The sequence below is a fragment of the Burkholderia sp. AU31652 genome (assembly GCF_002223155.1).
GTDB lineage: Bacteria > Pseudomonadota > Gammaproteobacteria > Burkholderiales > Burkholderiaceae > Burkholderia.
The window spans coordinates 61,083-78,069 of sequence record NZ_NKFG01000005.1; the positions used below are offsets into that span (position 1 = coordinate 61,083).

At 66.4% G+C, this 16,987-nt stretch carries 19 protein-coding genes; 10 read left to right on the top strand and 9 right to left on the bottom strand.

Annotation, left to right across the window (positions count from 1 at the left end):
- Nucleotides 1-42: 42 nt before the first annotated feature.
- The gene (locus CFB40_RS17715; protein ID WP_089431925.1) at nucleotides 43-663 is read right to left on the bottom strand and encodes a LysE/ArgO family amino acid transporter; all 621 of its coding nucleotides are present in this window, start codon (nucleotides 661-663) and stop codon (nucleotides 43-45) included.
- A 110-nt stretch (nucleotides 664-773) separates the two neighbouring features.
- Here CFB40_RS17715 and CFB40_RS17720 point away from each other — a divergent pair, with 110 nt between their 5' ends.
- Complete coding sequence (locus CFB40_RS17720) at nucleotides 774-1,667, top strand: LysR family transcriptional regulator ArgP (RefSeq protein WP_089431926.1); 894 nt, start codon at nucleotides 774-776, stop codon at nucleotides 1,665-1,667.
- Between the two features lie 53 nt (nucleotides 1,668-1,720).
- Here CFB40_RS17720 and fnr read toward each other — a convergent pair whose 3' ends face one another.
- The 3 genes from fnr to CFB40_RS17735 all read right to left on the bottom strand — a co-directional run bounded on the left by fnr (nucleotide 1,721) and on the right by CFB40_RS17735 (nucleotide 4,048).
- A complete protein-coding gene (gene fnr, locus CFB40_RS17725; RefSeq protein ID WP_085038217.1) occupies nucleotides 1,721-2,467 on the bottom strand; it encodes a fumarate/nitrate reduction transcriptional regulator Fnr in 747 nt (248 codons plus the stop codon).
- A 103-nt stretch (nucleotides 2,468-2,570) separates the two neighbouring features.
- On the bottom strand, nucleotides 2,571-3,038 hold the full coding sequence (locus CFB40_RS17730) for a universal stress protein (protein ID WP_089431927.1): 468 nt from the start codon (nucleotides 3,036-3,038) through the stop codon (nucleotides 2,571-2,573).
- A 599-nt stretch (nucleotides 3,039-3,637) separates the two neighbouring features.
- On the bottom strand, nucleotides 3,638-4,048 hold the full coding sequence (locus CFB40_RS17735) for a DUF3005 domain-containing protein (protein ID WP_089428675.1): 411 nt from the start codon (nucleotides 4,046-4,048) through the stop codon (nucleotides 3,638-3,640).
- Between the two features lie 279 nt (nucleotides 4,049-4,327).
- Between CFB40_RS17735 and CFB40_RS17740 the strand changes: the two genes are divergently transcribed.
- On the top strand, nucleotides 4,328-4,561 hold the full coding sequence (locus tag CFB40_RS17740) for a hypothetical protein (protein ID WP_011356723.1): 234 nt from the start codon (nucleotides 4,328-4,330) through the stop codon (nucleotides 4,559-4,561).
- Nucleotides 4,562-4,698: 137 nt separating this feature from the next.
- On the top strand, nucleotides 4,699-5,619 hold the full coding sequence (epsC, locus tag CFB40_RS17745; protein ID WP_046548857.1) for a serine O-acetyltransferase EpsC: 921 nt from the start codon (nucleotides 4,699-4,701) through the stop codon (nucleotides 5,617-5,619).
- A 45-nt stretch (nucleotides 5,620-5,664) separates the two neighbouring features.
- Here epsC and CFB40_RS17750 read toward each other — a convergent pair whose 3' ends face one another.
- The 3 genes from CFB40_RS17750 to CFB40_RS17760 all read right to left on the bottom strand — a co-directional run bounded on the left by CFB40_RS17750 (nucleotide 5,665) and on the right by CFB40_RS17760 (nucleotide 8,121).
- Entirely contained in the window at nucleotides 5,665-6,468 is an 804-nt protein-coding gene (locus CFB40_RS17750) for an SDR family oxidoreductase (RefSeq protein WP_089431928.1), read from the bottom strand.
- Complete coding sequence (gene folE / locus CFB40_RS17755) at nucleotides 6,468-7,100, bottom strand: GTP cyclohydrolase I FolE (protein ID WP_089428673.1); 633 nt, start codon at nucleotides 7,098-7,100, stop codon at nucleotides 6,468-6,470. The genes CFB40_RS17750 and folE overlap by 1 nt, the downstream gene beginning before the upstream one ends.
- 94 nt (nucleotides 7,101-7,194) lie before the next feature.
- On the bottom strand, nucleotides 7,195-8,121 hold the full coding sequence (locus CFB40_RS17760; RefSeq protein ID WP_069250399.1) for a LysR family transcriptional regulator: 927 nt from the start codon (nucleotides 8,119-8,121) through the stop codon (nucleotides 7,195-7,197).
- Nucleotides 8,122-8,237: 116 nt separating this feature from the next.
- Between CFB40_RS17760 and pobA the strand changes: the two genes are divergently transcribed.
- From pobA to CFB40_RS17795, 7 genes are all read left to right on the top strand, one after another.
- On the top strand, nucleotides 8,238-9,470 hold the full coding sequence (pobA, locus tag CFB40_RS17765) for a 4-hydroxybenzoate 3-monooxygenase (RefSeq protein WP_089428672.1): 1,233 nt from the start codon (nucleotides 8,238-8,240) through the stop codon (nucleotides 9,468-9,470).
- Nucleotides 9,471-9,612: 142 nt separating this feature from the next.
- Nucleotides 9,613-10,326, top strand: a complete 714-nt coding sequence (locus tag CFB40_RS17770) for a 3-oxoacid CoA-transferase subunit A (protein WP_011356717.1) — start codon at nucleotides 9,613-9,615, stop codon at nucleotides 10,324-10,326.
- A gap of 11 nt (nucleotides 10,327-10,337) precedes the next feature.
- A complete protein-coding gene (locus CFB40_RS17775; RefSeq protein WP_089431929.1) occupies nucleotides 10,338-10,994 on the top strand; it encodes a CoA transferase subunit B in 657 nt (218 codons plus the stop codon).
- An 88-nt stretch (nucleotides 10,995-11,082) separates the two neighbouring features.
- Nucleotides 11,083-12,456: a 3-carboxy-cis,cis-muconate cycloisomerase gene (locus CFB40_RS17780; RefSeq protein WP_089431930.1), complete on the top strand. Its 1,374-nt coding sequence runs from the start codon at nucleotides 11,083-11,085 to the stop codon at nucleotides 12,454-12,456.
- Nucleotides 12,456-13,241 (top strand): 3-oxoadipate enol-lactonase, encoded by a 786-nt coding sequence (pcaD, locus tag CFB40_RS17785; RefSeq protein ID WP_089431931.1) that lies wholly within the window; start codon nucleotides 12,456-12,458, stop codon nucleotides 13,239-13,241. Before CFB40_RS17780 ends, pcaD begins: the two co-directional genes overlap by 1 nt.
- Nucleotides 13,242-13,251: 10 nt before the next feature.
- Nucleotides 13,252-13,638, top strand: coding sequence for a 4-carboxymuconolactone decarboxylase (gene pcaC, locus CFB40_RS17790; RefSeq protein WP_046548861.1), 387 nt, complete (start codon nucleotides 13,252-13,254; stop codon nucleotides 13,636-13,638).
- Nucleotides 13,639-13,822: 184 nt separating this feature from the next.
- A complete protein-coding gene (locus CFB40_RS17795) occupies nucleotides 13,823-15,181 on the top strand; it encodes an MFS transporter (RefSeq protein ID WP_089428669.1) in 1,359 nt (452 codons plus the stop codon).
- Between the two features lie 59 nt (nucleotides 15,182-15,240).
- Here CFB40_RS17795 and CFB40_RS17800 read toward each other — a convergent pair whose 3' ends face one another.
- Nucleotides 15,241-15,489, bottom strand: coding sequence for a hypothetical protein (locus CFB40_RS17800; protein WP_089428668.1), 249 nt, complete (start codon nucleotides 15,487-15,489; stop codon nucleotides 15,241-15,243).
- 110 nt (nucleotides 15,490-15,599) lie between these two features.
- The gene (locus CFB40_RS17805; RefSeq protein ID WP_089428667.1) at nucleotides 15,600-16,214 is read right to left on the bottom strand and encodes a LysE family translocator; all 615 of its coding nucleotides are present in this window, start codon (nucleotides 16,212-16,214) and stop codon (nucleotides 15,600-15,602) included.
- Nucleotides 16,215-16,987 lie beyond the last annotated feature (773 nt).

Genomic DNA, 16,987 nt, shown 5'->3' on the forward strand with positions numbered 1-16,987 from the left:
GACGACGGGCGGCGAGCGGCCGCCCGTGCGACGGTGAGCCGGTCAGCGCAACTGCACCGCCGCGAGAAACAGCACCATGCTGCCGATTGCGCCATCCAGTACGCGCCACGCCATGGCCTTGCGGAACCACGGCGCCAGCAGCCGCGCACCGTAGCCGAGCCCGAGGAACCACACGACGCTGACCGACATTGCGCCGATCGCGAACGCGAGCCGCGCGCCTTCCGGCTCGCGTGCGCCGGCCGTGCCGATCAGCAGGAACGTGTCGAGATACACGTGCGGGTTGAGCCACGTGAACGCGAGCGTCATCAGCACGATCGCGAGGCCGCTCTGCGGCGGCGGCGCGACCGCGTCGCCGCGCACGTCGAGCGTTTCGTGGCCCGGCTTGAACGCGCGGCGCAGCGCATTGATGCCGAACCACGCGAGATACGCGAGGCCGACGTACAGCACCGCGTGGACGAAGGTCGGATAGCGTTCGACGAGCGCCGACGCGCCGCCGACGCCCGCGCCGATCAGGATCATGTCGGACAGTGCGCACAGCAGCACGATCTTGCCGACGTGCGAGCGCATGATGCCCTGCCGCAGCACGAATGCGTTCTGTGCGCCGATGGTGACGATGAGCGAGCCGCAGAGTACGGCGCCGTGAGAAAAAGCGAGCCAGTTCATGGTGGGTGACAACAGTGGAAGCAGTAGACGAATGAATCGGGTAGCGCTAGTCTGCGGTCAGCCTGAAAATAAGAGAAGCTAAATCACCTAATGCCGATTAAGGAAATCTAATGCTCGACTACGCGTTGCTCGATGCCCTCGCGGCCGTGATCCGGCACGGCTCGTTCGAGCGGGCGGCCAAGGAGCTGAACGTCACGGCGTCGGCCGTGTCGCAGCGCGTGAAACTGCTGGAGGAGCGGGTCGGCAGCGTGCTCGTCAAGCGCGGGCAGCCATGCGTCGCGACGACGTCGGGTGCGCTGCTGTGCCGCCATACCGAGCGCGTGCAACTGCTCGAGGCCGAGCTGGGCGGCCGGATGCCCGCATTGCCGGGCCAGATCGCGAGCACGTGGCCGACGTTGCGCGTGGCCGTCAACGACGACAGCGTCGCGACGTGGTTCATCGACGCGGTCGGGCCGTTCTGCACGGAGCGCGAGACGTTGCTCGACCTCGTGATCGACGACCAGGATTACACCGCGTCGCGCATTCGCGACGGCAGCGTGCAGGGCGCGGTGACCGCGCAGGCCGAGCCGATCCAGGGGTGCCGATCGGAGCGGCTCGGGCGCATCCGCTATCGAGCGGTGTGCTCGCCGGCGTTTTACGCGCGCTACTTCGACGTGGGCATCACGCGCGATGCGCTGCGCCGCGCGCCGTGCGTGATGTTCAATCCGAAGGACGGGCTGCAGGCGCGTTTCATCCGGCGCGTGACGCGCGCGGATCTCGATCCGCCGCAGCACTGGATACCGCACGTCGCGGGCTACCTGCGTGCGTGCGAAACGGGATTGGGATGGGGGATGTGTCCGGACCGGATGGTCGACCGCCAACTGGCGGCGGGTGAACTGGTCGACATGTCGCGCGGGCGAACGATCGACATCGACCTTTACTGGCAGAGCTGGCGTTTGTCGATCGGCTGGCTCGACGATTTCAGCGCGGCGCTGAAGGCGCGCGCCGCGCTGTTTCTCGATTGACCGATCGCGTGACGCAGGCGGCGCGCGCGAGGTGCGCGCCGTGCGGCATCACATCAGACGTGATGCAGGCCGTCGAAATCGACGATCTGGACGTGGCGGCCCTGCATTTCGATCAGGCCGCGCTTCTGGAATTTCGACAGTGTGCGGCTGACCGTTTCGAGCGTCATGCCGAGGTAGCTGCCGATGTCTTCGCGCGTCATCCGCAGGTTGAATTCCGACGGCGAGTACCCGCGCTTCAGGTAGCGCGACGAGACGTCGAGCAGGAACGCGGCGACGCGCTCTTCGGCATTCAGCGAACCGAGCAGCATCGTTTGCGACGTTTCGCGCACGATCTGTTCGCTCATCAGCTTGTGCATGCGCAACTGCATCGAACCGGCTTCCGAGCAGAGCGTCTTGAGCGCGCTGTACGGAATCACGCAGACCGAGCTGTCTTCCAGCGCGACCGCGGTGCGCGGATGCGTGTCGTCGCAGATGCCGTCGAGGCCGAGCGCTTCGCCGGCGAGATGCAGGCCGGTGACCTGCTCGCGGCCGTCGTGGCGCGTCGCGACGGTTTTCAACGAGCCCGAGCGCACCGCGTACAGGTTGTCGAATGCGTCGCCTTCGCGGAACAGCGCTTCGCCGCGCTTGACGGGGCGCGCCGCGCAGATGACCGACTCGAGGCGACTGAGCGCTTCGGGCGCCAGGCCCTGCGGCATGCACAGGTGCCGCATGGCGCACGACGAGCAGTGCGCGGCCTGGCGAGGAGCCCAGCTACCGGCATGAGGCGTGGCGGCGGGACGTGTGGCGACGGGCGTCAGCATGATCGTTTACTCCGGCGTTGAATCGACGGAATCATTGTCCCACCGCAACTTGCCGCTGTCGGGTGACAAAACGTCGCGACTGCCCGCGCATGCCGAACGCTGCTTACGCAACCGTTTCGTCGACGTTGGCGGCCGCCGGAATCAGCAGCACGGGCAGCGTCGCGTGGCGCACGCACTGCTCGGCGATGCTGCCGAGCACGAGACGGCGGAACCCGCGGCGGCCGTGCGTGCCGAGTACGAGCAGATCGGCATCGAACGCTTTCGCGCCGTCGAGGATCAGCGACGACACTTCGTTGAGCGACGTCGCTTCGCCCAGCTTCGTCTCGCCCTTTACGCCCGCTGCCTGCATCAGCGCGGTGAAATCCTTCGCGAGTGCGTTGCCCTGCGCGACGAGCTGATCGCGCAGCACGGACGGATCGTAGCCGGGCACGTTGTAGTAGATCGCGGCGTTCTCGACGACGTAGAACGGTTGCAGCTCGGCGCCGTGCGATTTCGCGAGCGCCAGCGCGGCATCGAACGCATGGCGGGACGTGTCGCTGCCGTCGACGGCAACCAGAATACGCTTGTACATAGTGTCTCCGAGTGGCGGGTTGAAACGAAGTCGGCCGGATGGCCGATCGGGCTGGGCAATGCGCAATGCTGCGAGGCAGAGTAAACCAATGGCAGGGACTTTGCAGTGAGGTGCCGGTCGTGCCGCGCGGCGGCGTCGCTTCCGTTTGCGCGGCGCACGGCCAGGCACCTACGTATGCTGTGACACGCGACACGCGACACGCGACGCATGTCGTGCGACGTGGTGGTCGCTGTTGTCTGCATCGTCGGCGGGAAGGCATGCGCGCGCATCGGTGTCGCGTGTGGCGCACGCACACGCCTCGCCGCGCACGCCGATCGCATCGACACGACACGACAGTCACGCGGATGCATTGCCCGCATCGCCATTCAATCGCAACCGCGCCGTTTCGACATGACCTCGATCAACGCATGTGCGTCGGTGCAATTCACGGTGTGCATGACGCCGCCCGCGCTGCTGCGCGGAATCATTCGTTCGTGCATCGTGCACCGCGCGATTACCGGTGCACGATCGGCGCACGGTCGCGTACGCCGATCCCCAGCCATCGGCTAGTTTGCCGATACCGGTTCGCAAACGAACGATCGATTCAAACGCCGCGCCGGCTATCTCGGCACGGGCGTCAGCTCGAAGACGCGCTCTGGCCGACGCTGGTGGCCGGGCCAGTACGTGCTGCCGTACATCCGGTGGACGGGGCCGAACAGCGCGTCGCTCAGGGGCGGCGGCGCGTCGAAGCCCTTCTCGATCACCATGTAGCCGGCACGCAGCGCGAACGCCGGATGATTGCCGCCGGGGCGGCTGTCGAAACCGGCGAAGCCGTCGCCGGCTTCCGGCATCGCATTGACCAGCGACGCGTTGCTGCGCGTGATTTCGTCGGGCGAGATCGGCCCGCCGCCGGCAAGGCGTGCCGCCTCGCGGTTCTTGCCGTCGGTGTCGACCGTGCTGTCGTGCGTGTCGTCGTTGTCGAGCTCGATGCTGCGCGGACGCGAGCGATTGGTTTGACCGGATGATTCCATCGCGGCTCTCCTCGCGGCGAAGCGTTCCGGATCGAAGCAAATCCCGTTCCGGGCGTGACGGGAAAAGGCGCGCGGGCGATCGCCGCGGTCGCGCGACGCGCACTGATTTGTCATGATTTATTTCAGCTAGAAGACCCGTTTTCTACAGAGTATGATTCTTTTCCTGCGAAGCGGCGACAGGGGATTCAGTCGCGCCGCCTCTGCCCGCGCCGGGGGGCCGCAGCACCCCTTAAAGACGGGTAGTGAACAACAAAGCAAGGGACTAGAGGTGGCGGATTCATGCAAGCGACTACTGCCTTCACGCACCGCGGTTATCTGTTGAACTGCGCGCCCGCGCGCGCCAGTGACGGTTCGTTCAAACCCTACGTCGTGATCTCCCGATCGAGCGACGGGGAACTCGTTGCGAACCGATTTTTCCCGATCGAACTCCAGTTCAACGACGAAGGCGACGCGATCGCGCACGCGCGCGACTGGGCCGTGCGATGGATCGACGCGAGCAGCATCACGATCTGACGCCGTCGCGATCCCGTGGCATCGGCCGTCCGGCCGATCCCCGGCGTGCCGCTCCCGGACGGAAAACGCGGTAATCTTGCGGAACCCGTCACTTTATTAGCGGCCGTGCGACCGAGCGCGGCCGCCTGCATTGGCATATGTCGACATCACCCGCCCGTCAGTGGGGCCTTGAAGAAATCGTTGCCGGCTTGCGCGAGTCGCGCGAGGAACTCCATCGCACGCGCCATCCGCGCGGCATTCGCGAACTGCCGTCGCGCGATGCAATCTGCAAGATTGTGACCGGCCTGCGCGCGTCGATGTTTCCGACGCACTACGGCGCACCGGATCTGACCGACGAAAGCGTCGACTTCTACGTCGGCCACACGCTCGAAAGCACGCTGCGCATTCTGTCCGAACAGATCCGCCGTGCGCTGCCGTTCCTGCCCGAGCATGCCGATACGCCATTCGCGGAGCTCGACGAACGCGCGTTCGAAATCGCGCGCGAATTCGGCCGACAGTTGCCGGCGGTCCGCGCGCTGCTCGTCAGCGATATCCAGGCGGCCTATGCAGGCGATCCGGCCGCGCAGCACATCACCGAGATCCTGCTGTGCTACCCCGGCGTGCTGGCGATGATGCATCACCGGCTCGCGCATGCGCTGCACCAGCTGGGCGTGCCGCTGCTGGCGCGATTCATCAATGAAATCGCCCACTCGGCGACCGGCATCGACATCCACCCGGGCGCGCAGATCGGCCCGAGCTTCTTCATCGACCACGGCACGGGCGTCGTGATCGGCGAGACGGCGATCATCGGCGAGCGCGTGCGCGTGTACCAGGCCGTCACGCTCGGCGCGAAGAGCTTCCCCGCCGATGGCGAAGGCGCGCTGGTCAAGGGCAATGCGCGGCACCCGATCGTCGAGGACGACGTGGTGATCTACGCGGGCGCGACGATTCTCGGCCGTGTGACGATCGGGCGCGGCTCGGTGATCGGCGGCAACGTGTGGCTTACGCACAGCGTGCCGCCCGGCACGAGCGTCGCGCAGGGCAAGGTTCGAGAAGGCGGGAGCGCTGACAAGCCGTAACGCGGCGCGCGGCCGACGGCTGCCGGCCGTCGACGCGCGCACCGGTCAGTGCTTGCGGTCGGGCGCGCGGTGCTTGTACAGCACGTCCTGGTCGACGCGGATCAGGTTCTGCCCCGCATCGACGACGAAATCCACACCGTTGTACGCGTTGCCCGTCAGCATCAGGATCGCGCTCGCGACGTCGTCGGGGCCCGCGATGCGCGCGAGCGGCGTCGATGCGCGGCTCGCGTGCTCGAAGTCGGCCTGCGTCTGGTCGTCGCTCGGCAGCATCAGCCCGGGGAACACAGCATTCACGCGCAGCACCGGCGCGGACGACAGCGCGAGCATCTGCGTGAGGTTGCCGAGCGCGGCCTTCGCGACCGTATAGCTGAAATGGTCGCGGTGAAAGTTTTCCTTGATCTTCTGATCGACCACATTCACGACGACACCCTGCGTGCCGGCCGCGCGGGCCCGTTCGTAGAACGCGCGCGTGAGCAGGATCGGCGCGCGGCAGTTGACGGCCCACGCCTGATCGAACGCCGCGAGGTCGAAGCTCGGGAAATGGTCCTGCCAGAACACCGACGCGTTGTTGACGAGCACGTCGAGGCGCCCGAAGCGCGCATACACCTGGTCGATCAGCGCGGTGATCTGCGCGGCATCCGACAGGTCGGCCTGCAGCGCGACCGAATCGTGCCCGCGTTCGGCGATCGCACGGGCCGCCGCCTGCGCGGCATCGGCCGACCGGTCGTAATGCACCGCGGTGCGATAGCCGTGCGCGGCGAAATACTCGGCGAACGCGCGCCCGGCCCGGCGTGCGGCGCCGGTCACGAGCACGACGGGCGCGTGCGCCGCTTGCTTCGTCTGCTCCATTACGTATTCGTCAGATTCACGGAAGAAGGATTCGCGACGATCGACAGGAATTCGCGCCGCGTCGACGGATCGGTGCGGAATGAGCCGAGCATGCGTGACGTGACCATCTCGACGCCCGGCTTGTGCACGCCGCGTGTGGAAATGCACTGGTGCGCGGCTTCGAGGATCACGCCGACGCCCTTCGGCTGCAGCACGTCGAACAGCGTGTCGGCGATCTGCACGGTCATCTTTTCCTGGATCTGCAGGCGCTTCGCGAACGCGTCGACGAGGCGCGCGAGCTTCGAGATGCCGACCACGCGATGATTCGGCAGATACGCGACGTGCGCGCGGCCGATGATCGGCACCATGTGGTGCTCGCAGTAGCTCTCGAAACGGATGTCCTTCAGCACGATCATTTCGTCGTAGCCGTCGACTTCGCTGAACGTGCGCGCGAGGATGTCGCGCGGCTCCACCGCATAGCCGGCGAAGAATTGCTCATAGGCGCGCACGACGCGTGCGGGCGTGTCGATCAGGCCTTCGCGCGCGGGATCGTCGCCGGCCCAGCGCAACAGCACGCGAACCGCGTCTTCCGCTTCTTCGCGGCTCGGTCGGGATGCGGCCGGCTCGGGCCGCGCGGACTTCTTTTTAGCCATCTATCTGCTCCATCGAATGCCGCCGCCGGGGCGGCGCGGAATCCGGGCATTGTTTCATGCTTTCGCGGGGCGCGTGTGCGGCCCGGCACTCACTTCACTTCGGCCATTCGTCCTGCTCGTCGTTGAACAGCGACGCGACGACGCCGCGCAGCCACGCGGTGCGAGGATCGTTGTGATATTTGCGATGCCAGTGCTGCTTCAGGTCGAAGCGCGGCAGGGCCAGCGGTGGTTCGACCGGCACGATGAACGCGTGTTCCGCCGCATACGCATAGCCGATCGCGTGCGGCACCGTCGCGATCAGGTCGGTGCGGCTCAGGATGAACGGCAGGCTCATGAAGTGTGGCGTCTCGAGCACTGCGCGGCGCTGCATGCGCTGCTTCGCGAGATATTTCTCGAGCACTTCCTGGCTGCGGCCTTCGGCGCGCACCACCGCGTGCCCGCACGTGAGGAACTGCTCGACCGTGAACGGCGGCGCCTGCTCGAACGGATGGCCGCGCCGCATCAGGCACACGAACCGGTGCGTGAACAAGCGCTGTTGGAAGAAGTTGTTGCCGTCGAGATCCGGGAAGTAGCCTACCGCGAGATCGATCGAACCGGCTTCGAGCCCACGCCCGACTTCGTCGTGCGCGAGCGAGACCGAGCGCAGGTTCGCGTGCGGCGCGCGCGTCGCGAACGCCTGCAGCAGCTTCGGCAGGAACACGATCTCGCCGACGTCCGACAGCGCGATCGAGAACGTATGCGTGCTCGCGGCCGGGTCGAAGTCGTGCGGCGCGACGAGGCCGCGCTCGATCTGCGCGAGCGCGTCGCGGGCGGCCGGCAGCAGCGCGAGCGCGCGCGGCGTCGGCTCCATCCCGCGCGACGTGCGCACGAACAGCGGATCGCCGAAGTACTCGCGCAGGCGGCCGAGCGCCGTGCTCACGCGCGGCTGGCTGACGCCGAGCAGGTCGCCCGCGCGGCTCACGTTGCGCGTGTCGTCGAGCGCGACGAGGTAGGGAATGAGGTTCAGATCGAGCGCATCCATTGCCAGGCCAGTATCGTCAAAACGTATACAACATATCTCCTGAATCGCGTTGCCGCATAGTCGGGAAAGCGCTCAAATGTGTTCCATTACTCGAACCAATGTTCAGGAGACGAACAATGCGCACCCAAGTCGCGATCATCGGCGCCGGCCCGTCCGGCCTTCTGCTGTCCCATCTGCTGCGCCTGCAAGGCGTCGATTCCATCCTCGTCGAAGCGCGTTCGCGCGAATACTGCGAGAACCGCATCCGTGCCGGCGTGCTGGAGCAGGGCACGGTCGACACGCTGAACGAAGCCGGCCTCGGCGACCGGATGCGCCGCGAAGGGCTCGAACACCACGGCATCGAACTGCTGTTCTCGGGGCAGCGCCATCGCATCGACCTCTCCGAGCTGACCGGCGGGCGCGCGATCACCGTCTACAGCCAGCACGAAGTGGTACGCGACCTGATCGCGGCCGGCGTCGAGCATGGCCACGCGATGCACTTCGAGGTAAGCGACGTCGCGCTGCACGACGTCGAGGGCGAGCAGCCGTTCGTCACGTTCAAGCATGCCGACGGCCGCGAAGACCGCATCGACTGCGACTACATCGCCGGCTGCGACGGCTTCCACGGCATCGCGCGCCAGACGATTCCGGCCGAGCGGCTGAACACGTTCGAACGCGTCTATCCGTTCGCGTGGCTCGGCATCCTTGCCGACGCGGCGCCGTCGCTCGACGAACTCGTCTACGCGCATCACGACAATGGTTTCGCGCTGTTCTCGATGCGCTCGCCGACGGTCACGCGCTTGTACCTGCAGTGCAAGCCCGACGAAGATCTCACCGAATGGTCCGACACGCGGATCTGGGACGAATTGCACACGCGCTTCTCGAACGACACGGGCTGGACGCCGACCGAGGGCCGGATCACGCAGAAAAGCGTGACGCCGATGCGCAGCTTCGTGTCCGAGACGATGCAGCACGGGCGCCTGTTCCTCGCCGGCGACGCCGCGCATATCGTGCCGCCGACCGGCGCGAAGGGGATGAACCTGGCGGTGGCCGACGTCCGCGCGCTGTCCCGCGCGCTCGGCGCGCGCTACCGCCACGGCGACGCGACGCTGCTCGACACGTATTCCGCGACCTGCCTCGAGCGCGTGTGGCGCGCCGAGCACTTCTCGTACTTCATGACGAACATGCTGCATTCGTCGCCTGAAGACTCGCCGTTCGTCAATCGCCTGAAGTTTGCCGAGCTGAAATACGTGACGCGCTCGCGGGCCGCCGCGCAGGCGCTCGCCGAAAACTACGTCGGCTTGCCGTTCGACGACGCAGCGCCCCCCGAGGCAACCCGCCTTGACAACGCGCTGTGCGCGACTCTATGATCGGCCCATCGTTCGCTAATCGAATCTAGGTTCGAATAGCGAACAAAACCGGGATCGACATCGGCCCCGGCGCGGCACGCGGCACGCGCGTGTCCCCTCGACAGGCCGCGCATCGAGCCGCGGGTTCGTATCAGGAAGAGACATGGTCAACAAGATTTTCGAATCGCTTCAGTCGGCGGTGGCCGACATCCACGACGGCGCGACAATCATGATCGGCGGCTTCGGCACGGCAGGCATGCCGTCCGAGCTGATCGACGCGCTGATCGAACAGGGCGCGCGCGACCTGACGATCGTCAACAACAACGCGGGTAACGGCGAGACCGGCCTCGCGGCGCTGCTGAAGGCGAAGCAGGTGCGCAAGATCATCTGCTCGTTCCCGCGCCAGAGCGACTCGCAGATATTCGACGGGCTGTACCGCGCCGGCGAGATCGAGCTGGAGCTCGTGCCGCAGGGCAACCTCGCGGAGCGCATCCGCGCGGCGGGCGCCGGCATCGGCGGCTTCTTCACGCCGACCGGCTACGGCACCAAGCTCGCGGAAGGCAAGGAAACGCGCGTGATCGACGGCAAGCCGTATGTGTTCGAGACGCCGATCCACGCCGATTTCGCGCTCGTGAAGGCATACAAGGGCGACCGCTGGGGCAATCTCGTCTATCGCAAGACGGCACGCAACTTCGGGCCGATCATGGCCAGCGCCGCGAAGGTCGCGATCGTGCAGGTGTCGGAAGTCGTGCCGCTTGGCGCGCTGAACCCGGAACACATCGTGACGCCGGGCATTTTCGTCCAGCGCATCGTCGAGGTGCCGCAGGCCGCGCACGCGGCCGAGCTGGCCGCCGAACACGCATCGCAAGCCGCTTGAGGAGACCCGACATGAAACGACTGACCCGCGATGAAATGGCCAAGCGCGTCGCCCAGGACATTCCCGAAGGCGCGTACGTGAACCTCGGCATCGGCGTGCCGACGCTGGTGGCGAACCACCTCGATCCGAGCAAGGAAATCTTCCTCCACAGCGAGAACGGGCTGCTCGGCATGGGCCCCGCGCCCGCGCCCGGCGAGGAAGACGACGAACTGATCAATGCCGGCAAGCAGCACGTCACGCTGCTCACCGGCGGCGCGTATTTCCACCACGCGGATTCGTTCGCGATGATGCGCGGCGGCCACCTCGATTACTGCGTGCTCGGCGCGTTCCAGGTGTCGGCGAACGGCGACCTCGCGAACTGGCATACGGGTGCGCCCGATGCGATTCCGGCGGTCGGCGGCGCGATGGATCTCGCGATCGGCGCGAAGCAGGTGTTCGTGATGATGGAGCACCTGACGAAGCAGGGCGAGAGCAAGATCGTCGCGCAATGCTCGTATCCGGTCACCGGCGTGCAATGCGTGAGCCGCATCTATACGGATCTCGCCGTGCTCGACGTGACGGCCGATGGCCTCGCCGTGAGCGAGATCTTCACCGACCTGTCGTTCGACGAACTGCAGAAGCTGACCGGCGTGCCGCTGATCGACGCGACGCAAAAGGCCGCTGCCTGAACCCCGAGCGTGCCGGCGTGTGCGCTTGCGCGCAGGCCGGCACGCTTGGGTGGACAATAGGCGCACGCCGTTTCCCCAATCTGATGCCATGCTCGAAGACAGCGCCCGCCTGACCTCCCTCATCTGCGGCACCGAGCCGCTCAACCGGATCTGGTCGCCCCGCGCAACGATCCAGCGGATGCTCGACGTCGAGTCCGCACTCGCGCGCGCGCTCGCGGCGCAGCAGGTGATTCCCGCCGCCGCGGTCGCACCGATCGAACGCGCGTGCGATGCGAGCCGGCTCGACGCCGACGCGCTCGCGCACGGCGCGGCGCTCGGCGGCAATCTCGCGATTCCGCTCGTCAAGCAGCTCACCGCGCAAGTGAAGGCCGACGATCCCGAGGCCGCGAAGTTCGTGCACTGGGGCGCGACGAGCCAGGACATCATCGATACCGCCACCGTGCTGCAGTTGCGCGACACGCTCGACGTGCTCGAACCGATGCTCGACGACGCATGCGCATCGCTCGCGGCGCTCGCGCGCACGCATCGCGCGACGCCGATGATCGGCCGCACGTGGCTGCAGCAGGCGCTGCCGATCACGCTCGGCCTGAAATTCGCGCAATGGCTCGATGCGCTGCTGCGCCATCGCGCGCGCTTCACCGAATTGCGCGAGCGTGCGCTCGTGCTGCAGTTCGGCGGCGCGGCCGGCACGCTCGCGAGCCTGCGCGAGCAGGCGGCCGGCGTCACGGCCGCGCTGGCGGCCGACCTGAAGCTCGCGGCCCCGGCCGTGCCGTGGCACACGCAGCGCGACCGCATCGCGGAAGCCGCGTCCTGCTTCGGGATGCTGACGGGTACGCTCGGTAAGATCGCACGCGACGTGTCGCTGCAGATGCAGACCGAAGTCGGCGAGCTCGGCGAGCCCGTTGCCGCCGGCAAGGGCGGCTCGTCGACGATGCCGCACAAGCGCAACCCGGTCGGCTGCGCAGCGGTGCTGACGGCTGCCGTGCGTGCGCCGAACCTCGTCGCGACGGTGTTCGCGGGGATGGTGCAGGAGCATGAGCGCGCGCTCGGCGGCTGGCAGGCCGAATGGGATGCCTTGCCCGATCTCGCGCGCCTGACCGGCGGCGCGCTGGCGCAGATCGCGCAGATCGTCGCGGGTCTCGACGTGAACACCGAGCGCCTGGCCACGAACCTCGACATGACGCGCGGGCTGATTCTCGGCGAAGCGGTGATGCTCGCGCTCGGCGACAAGATCGGCCGGCTCGACGCGCATCACGTCGTCGAACACGCGTCGAAGGAAGCCGTGCGCACGGGCGCGACGCTGTTCGACGTGCTCGCCGCCGATGCGACCGTGTCGGCCCACCTGTCGCGCGACGCGCTCGCGCGGCTGCTCGATCCCGCTCATTACGTCGGCGAGGCGCAGGCCTACGTCGACGCCGTGCTCGCGCTGCACGCGGGCGCGCAATCACCAGGAGAACATTGATGCCTTTCGCCACTGTCAACGGCGTGAAACTGCATTACCGGATCGACCGTGCGGCGCGCGACGACGCGCCGTGGCTCGTCTTCTCGAACTCGCTCGGCGCCGACCTGCAGATGTGGGCGCCGCAGATCCGCCTGCTCACGCAGCACTTCAACATCCTCCGCTACGACACGCGCGGCCACGGCCATTCCGACGCGCCGGCCGGTTCGTACACGATCGAGCAGCTCGCCGGCGACGTGATCGGCCTGCTCGACCACGTCGGCATCGCCCGCGCGCATTTCTGCGGGATCTCGATGGGCGGGCTGACGGGCGCGGCGCTGGCCGCACGCTTCCCGTCGCGCATCGTTCGCGCGGTGCTGTCGAACACCGCCGCGAAGATCGGCTCGCCGGAAGTGTGGGCGCCGCGGGCGCAGAAGGCACGTGCCGAAGGGATGGCCGCGCTCGCCGACGCCGTGCTGCCGCGCTGGTTTACCGACGCGTTCGTCGAACGCGAGCCGCGCCTGTTCGATGCGATCCGCGACACCTTCGTGCATACCGACAAGGACGGCTATGCGGCGAACTGCGACGCGCTGAACGCAGCCGACCTGCGCGAAGAGGTGAAGGGCATCGCGCTGCCGGTGCTCGTCGTGACCGGCGCGAAGGACATGTCGACGCCGCCCGACCAGGGCCGCGCGCTGGCCGCCGCGATTCCGGGTGCGCAGCACGTCGAATTCGACGCCGCGCATATTTCGAACATCGAGTGCACCGACGGCTTCAACCGTGCGCTGCTCGATTTCCTGACCGCGTGAGGCACCGGCGATGGATGACCAGGAACGTTATGAAGCAGGGATGAAGGTGCGTCGCGCGGTGCTCGGCGACGCGCACGTCGACCGTTCGCTCGAGAACCGCACCGAGGTGACCGACGAATTCCAGAACCTGATCACGCGCTATGCGTGGGGCGAGATCTGGACGCGCGACGGCCTGCCGCGCCATACGCGCAGCCTGCTGACCATCGCGATGATGGTGGCGCTGAACCGCGGCGAGGAACTGGCGCTGCACCTGCGCGCCGCGCGCAACAACGGTGTGACGCGCGACGAGATCAAGGAAGTGCTGCTGCAGACCGCGATCTATTGCGGCGTGCCGGCGGCGAATTCCGCGTTTCATCTCGCGGACAAGATCTTCAAGGAGCAGGATGGGGCCGCCTAGGTGCGGCCGGTTAAGTACCTGTAGTCCGATGTTGAGCCGAGGCCTGCGGATGGTTCGCAGGCTTCGGCGATGAATGAACGCGCCGGCAGAGCATCGGCGCGCGGCGCACCGGATGGCCGGTGCGCGAACAAAGGCAAGACGTGGTTCCGAGGCCGCGTCGCTTATATATATCAGGAGACTCGCGATGAATCGCGCACCCGTGGTCGATGTCCAGACCTTCATCAACGAGCAGCCGTTCGGCGGTTTTCAATGGCTCGTATTCCTCATGTGTTTCGTGATCGTGCTGCTCGACGGCTTCGATACGGCTGCGATCGGCTTCATCGCGCCGTCGCTGCTCGGCGAATGGAACCTCACCAAACCTGATCTCGCACCGGTGCTGAGCGCCGCGCTGTTCGGCCTCGCGTGCGGCGCGCTCGTGTCGGGCCCGCTGTCCGACAAGCTCGGGCGCCGCTCGCTGCTGCTCGGCTCGGTGTTCCTGTTCGGCGTCGCATGCCTGATGTCCGCCTTCTCGACGACGATCGGACACCTGACGATCCTGCGTTTCATCACCGGCGTCGGGCTCGGTGCGGCGATGCCGAACGCGGTCACGATGATGGGCGAGTTCTGCCCGGACAAGCGCCGTGCGACCGTGATCAACCTGATGTTCTGCGGCTTCCCGCTCGGCGCCGCGTTCGGCGGATTCCTCGCCGCATGGATGATCCCGCATTTCGGCTGGCGCAGCGTGCTGATCCTCGGCGGCGTGACGCCGCTGCTGCTCGGCGTGCTGTTGCTGCTGAAGATGCCGGAATCGGTGCGCTTCATGGTCGCCAACAACCACGCCGTCGACAAGGTTCGCGCGACGCTCGCGCGCATCTCGCGCGATGCGCTGAACGCCGGCTCGTTCGCGCTGACCGAAGCCGCGCCGCAGACCGGCAGCAAGGGCCTCGGCGTCGTGCTGTCGCGCTCGTACATCGTCGGCTCGGTGATGCTGTGGCTCGCATACTTCATGGGGCTCGTGATCTTCTACGCGTCGATCAACTGGATGCCGATCCTGCTGAAGGATGCCGGCCTGACGCCGAAGAGCGCGACGCTGATCTCCGCGCTGTTCCCGCTCGGCGGCGTCGGCGCGGTGCTGTGCGGCGTGCTGATGGACCGCTTCAACGCGAACCGTGTGATTGCCGTGTGCTACGCGCTGACGGCGGTGAGCGTCTATGCGATCGGGCAGGCGGCGGGTAACGTCGGGCTGCTCGTGCTGGTCGTGTTCGTCGCCGGCGTGCTGATGAATACCGCGCAATCGTCGATGCCGGCGCTCGCCGCCGCGTTCTATCCGACCGAAGGGCGCGGCACGGGTGTTGCATGGATGCTCGGTGTCGGCCGCTTCGGCGGGATTGCGGGATCGTTCCTCGTCGCCGAGCTGACGCGCCGGCATTTCTCGTTCGCGGGCGTGTTCGCGACGATCGCCGTCGCGGGTTTGCTCGCATGTGTCGCGCTGCTGATCAAGCAGATGGCGCGGCCGCATGGCGTGACGCAGCCGGCAGGCAAGATCGAATCGCTCGGGCATTGAGCGAAGCGCGGGCCGGTGCGATGCGCCGGCCCCTGATACGGCGGCCGGCGGGCCGCCGGCTATTCTTCCGTGTCGTGTTCCCGCACGAAGTTGCGCAGATATGCGCGCAGCGCGGCCTCCCGGCCGCGATGATCGGCGAGGTTCGCGGCGCCCATGTCTTCCTCTTCACCGAACATCGTCGGCGGCGCGCTGTAGATACCGATCTCGATGTCCTCGCGCAGCACGCGAATCTCGTGCGTGAGCGGGCGATACTCGGCGATCCAGTGCATCCCCTCGATGTGTTCGCCCGCCCTCAGCAATGGCTTCATCGGCACTCTCCCGGCAGCAGCGGCGCATCCGGCGAAACGGCTGCGCGCGCCCGTAACAAAAGGGTACGCCTGCATCGGGCGAATCTCAACGGGCGCGCGGTGAGTGCTCACTACGCCAGCAGGTGCGCGATCAGCGGATACAGCGACAGGATCAGCAGCACGGCCATCGTCATGTTGAACAGGCGCAGCGCGCGGGGGTTCGACAGGAAGCGGCGCAGGCCGAGGCCGAAAGCGGCCCACAGGCAGATGCACGGGAAACCGATCAGGATGAACACGACGGCCATCCAGGCGGCGTTCATCCCGTAGTCGGCGGACAGGCGGACCGTCGTCGCGGCGGTCAGCACCATCATCCAGGCCTTCGGGTTGATCCACTGGAACGCGGCGGCTTCGATGAACGTCATCGGGCGCGGCTTGCCGCCGTGCGCCTTCACTTCACCCGACGTGCCGATGCGCCACGCGAGGTACAGCAGGTACGCGACGCTCGCGGCCTCGAGGATCGTGTACAGCAGCGGCATGCGCTTGAACGCTTCGCCGAGGCCGAAGCCGACGCAGAGCATCAGGATCGCGACGCCGATGCTGATGCCGAACAGGTGCGGCATGGTGCGGCGGAAACCGAAATTGACGCCGGAGGCGAGCAGCATCGTGTTGTTCGGGCCGGGCGTGATCGACGTGACGAGCGCGAACAGCATGCCGGCGGGCAGCGCGCTCAGGGTGAGGAATTCCATCGCGGATTCTCCATTCGGTTCTGGACTGGGATGGAGGTCAGTTTAGCGACGGTTTTCTGTACAGTACCGGTACAGTAGGGTTGACGAATGCCGGTACGGGGGAGGGGGTGAATGGGATTGCGGGCTTGTGTTGTTGTCTCTCGGAAAAGATGTCCGCAGTCTCAATAAGTTGTCTTTGAATAATTGGCTACCTTTCATGCGTTGGGCATGTAACCCGTATGGATAGGCAGAAATGATCGGAGAATATTTGGCAGTGACGGCCTACGACGCAATGTTTAGTCGATGGTGTCAGATCGATGTCGCCGCATTGACGACGCTCAATCGCCGTTTCACGTCTGGGTGTGTTTTCACAAGCCAATGGGGAGGTCGATGCTTAGTTCAGGGCGCAAGCCATCTGCCGAAGCTACTCGGCTCGTTCGTCTAACCCTCCCCGTGCAGGTCGATGTGGCACTTGAGTGCATCGCCAAGATTGGCTTCTATGGCCGCTCCGAGTCGGAGGTTGTCGTGATCTTGCTTTAGCGAGAACTTGATCGAATCGCCGGGGATGGCTTTGTCGATCGTCTTGATGACCTGACGAAGTAGACCTAGAGGCTCTGTGCAGCCTTTCTGCGCCACACACTTCCAATTGTCATGCCAATCGTGACGATGTGAGCCATGGCTATTTGTGTTGCTTTGCAACCCGGCCCACACTTGTCCTGGGAGTGTACGCCTGTCTGTGGCACTGCTTGTGGCTAGATCTCGTCGAGGGACCTAGGCGGGGTTGTGACATTCTC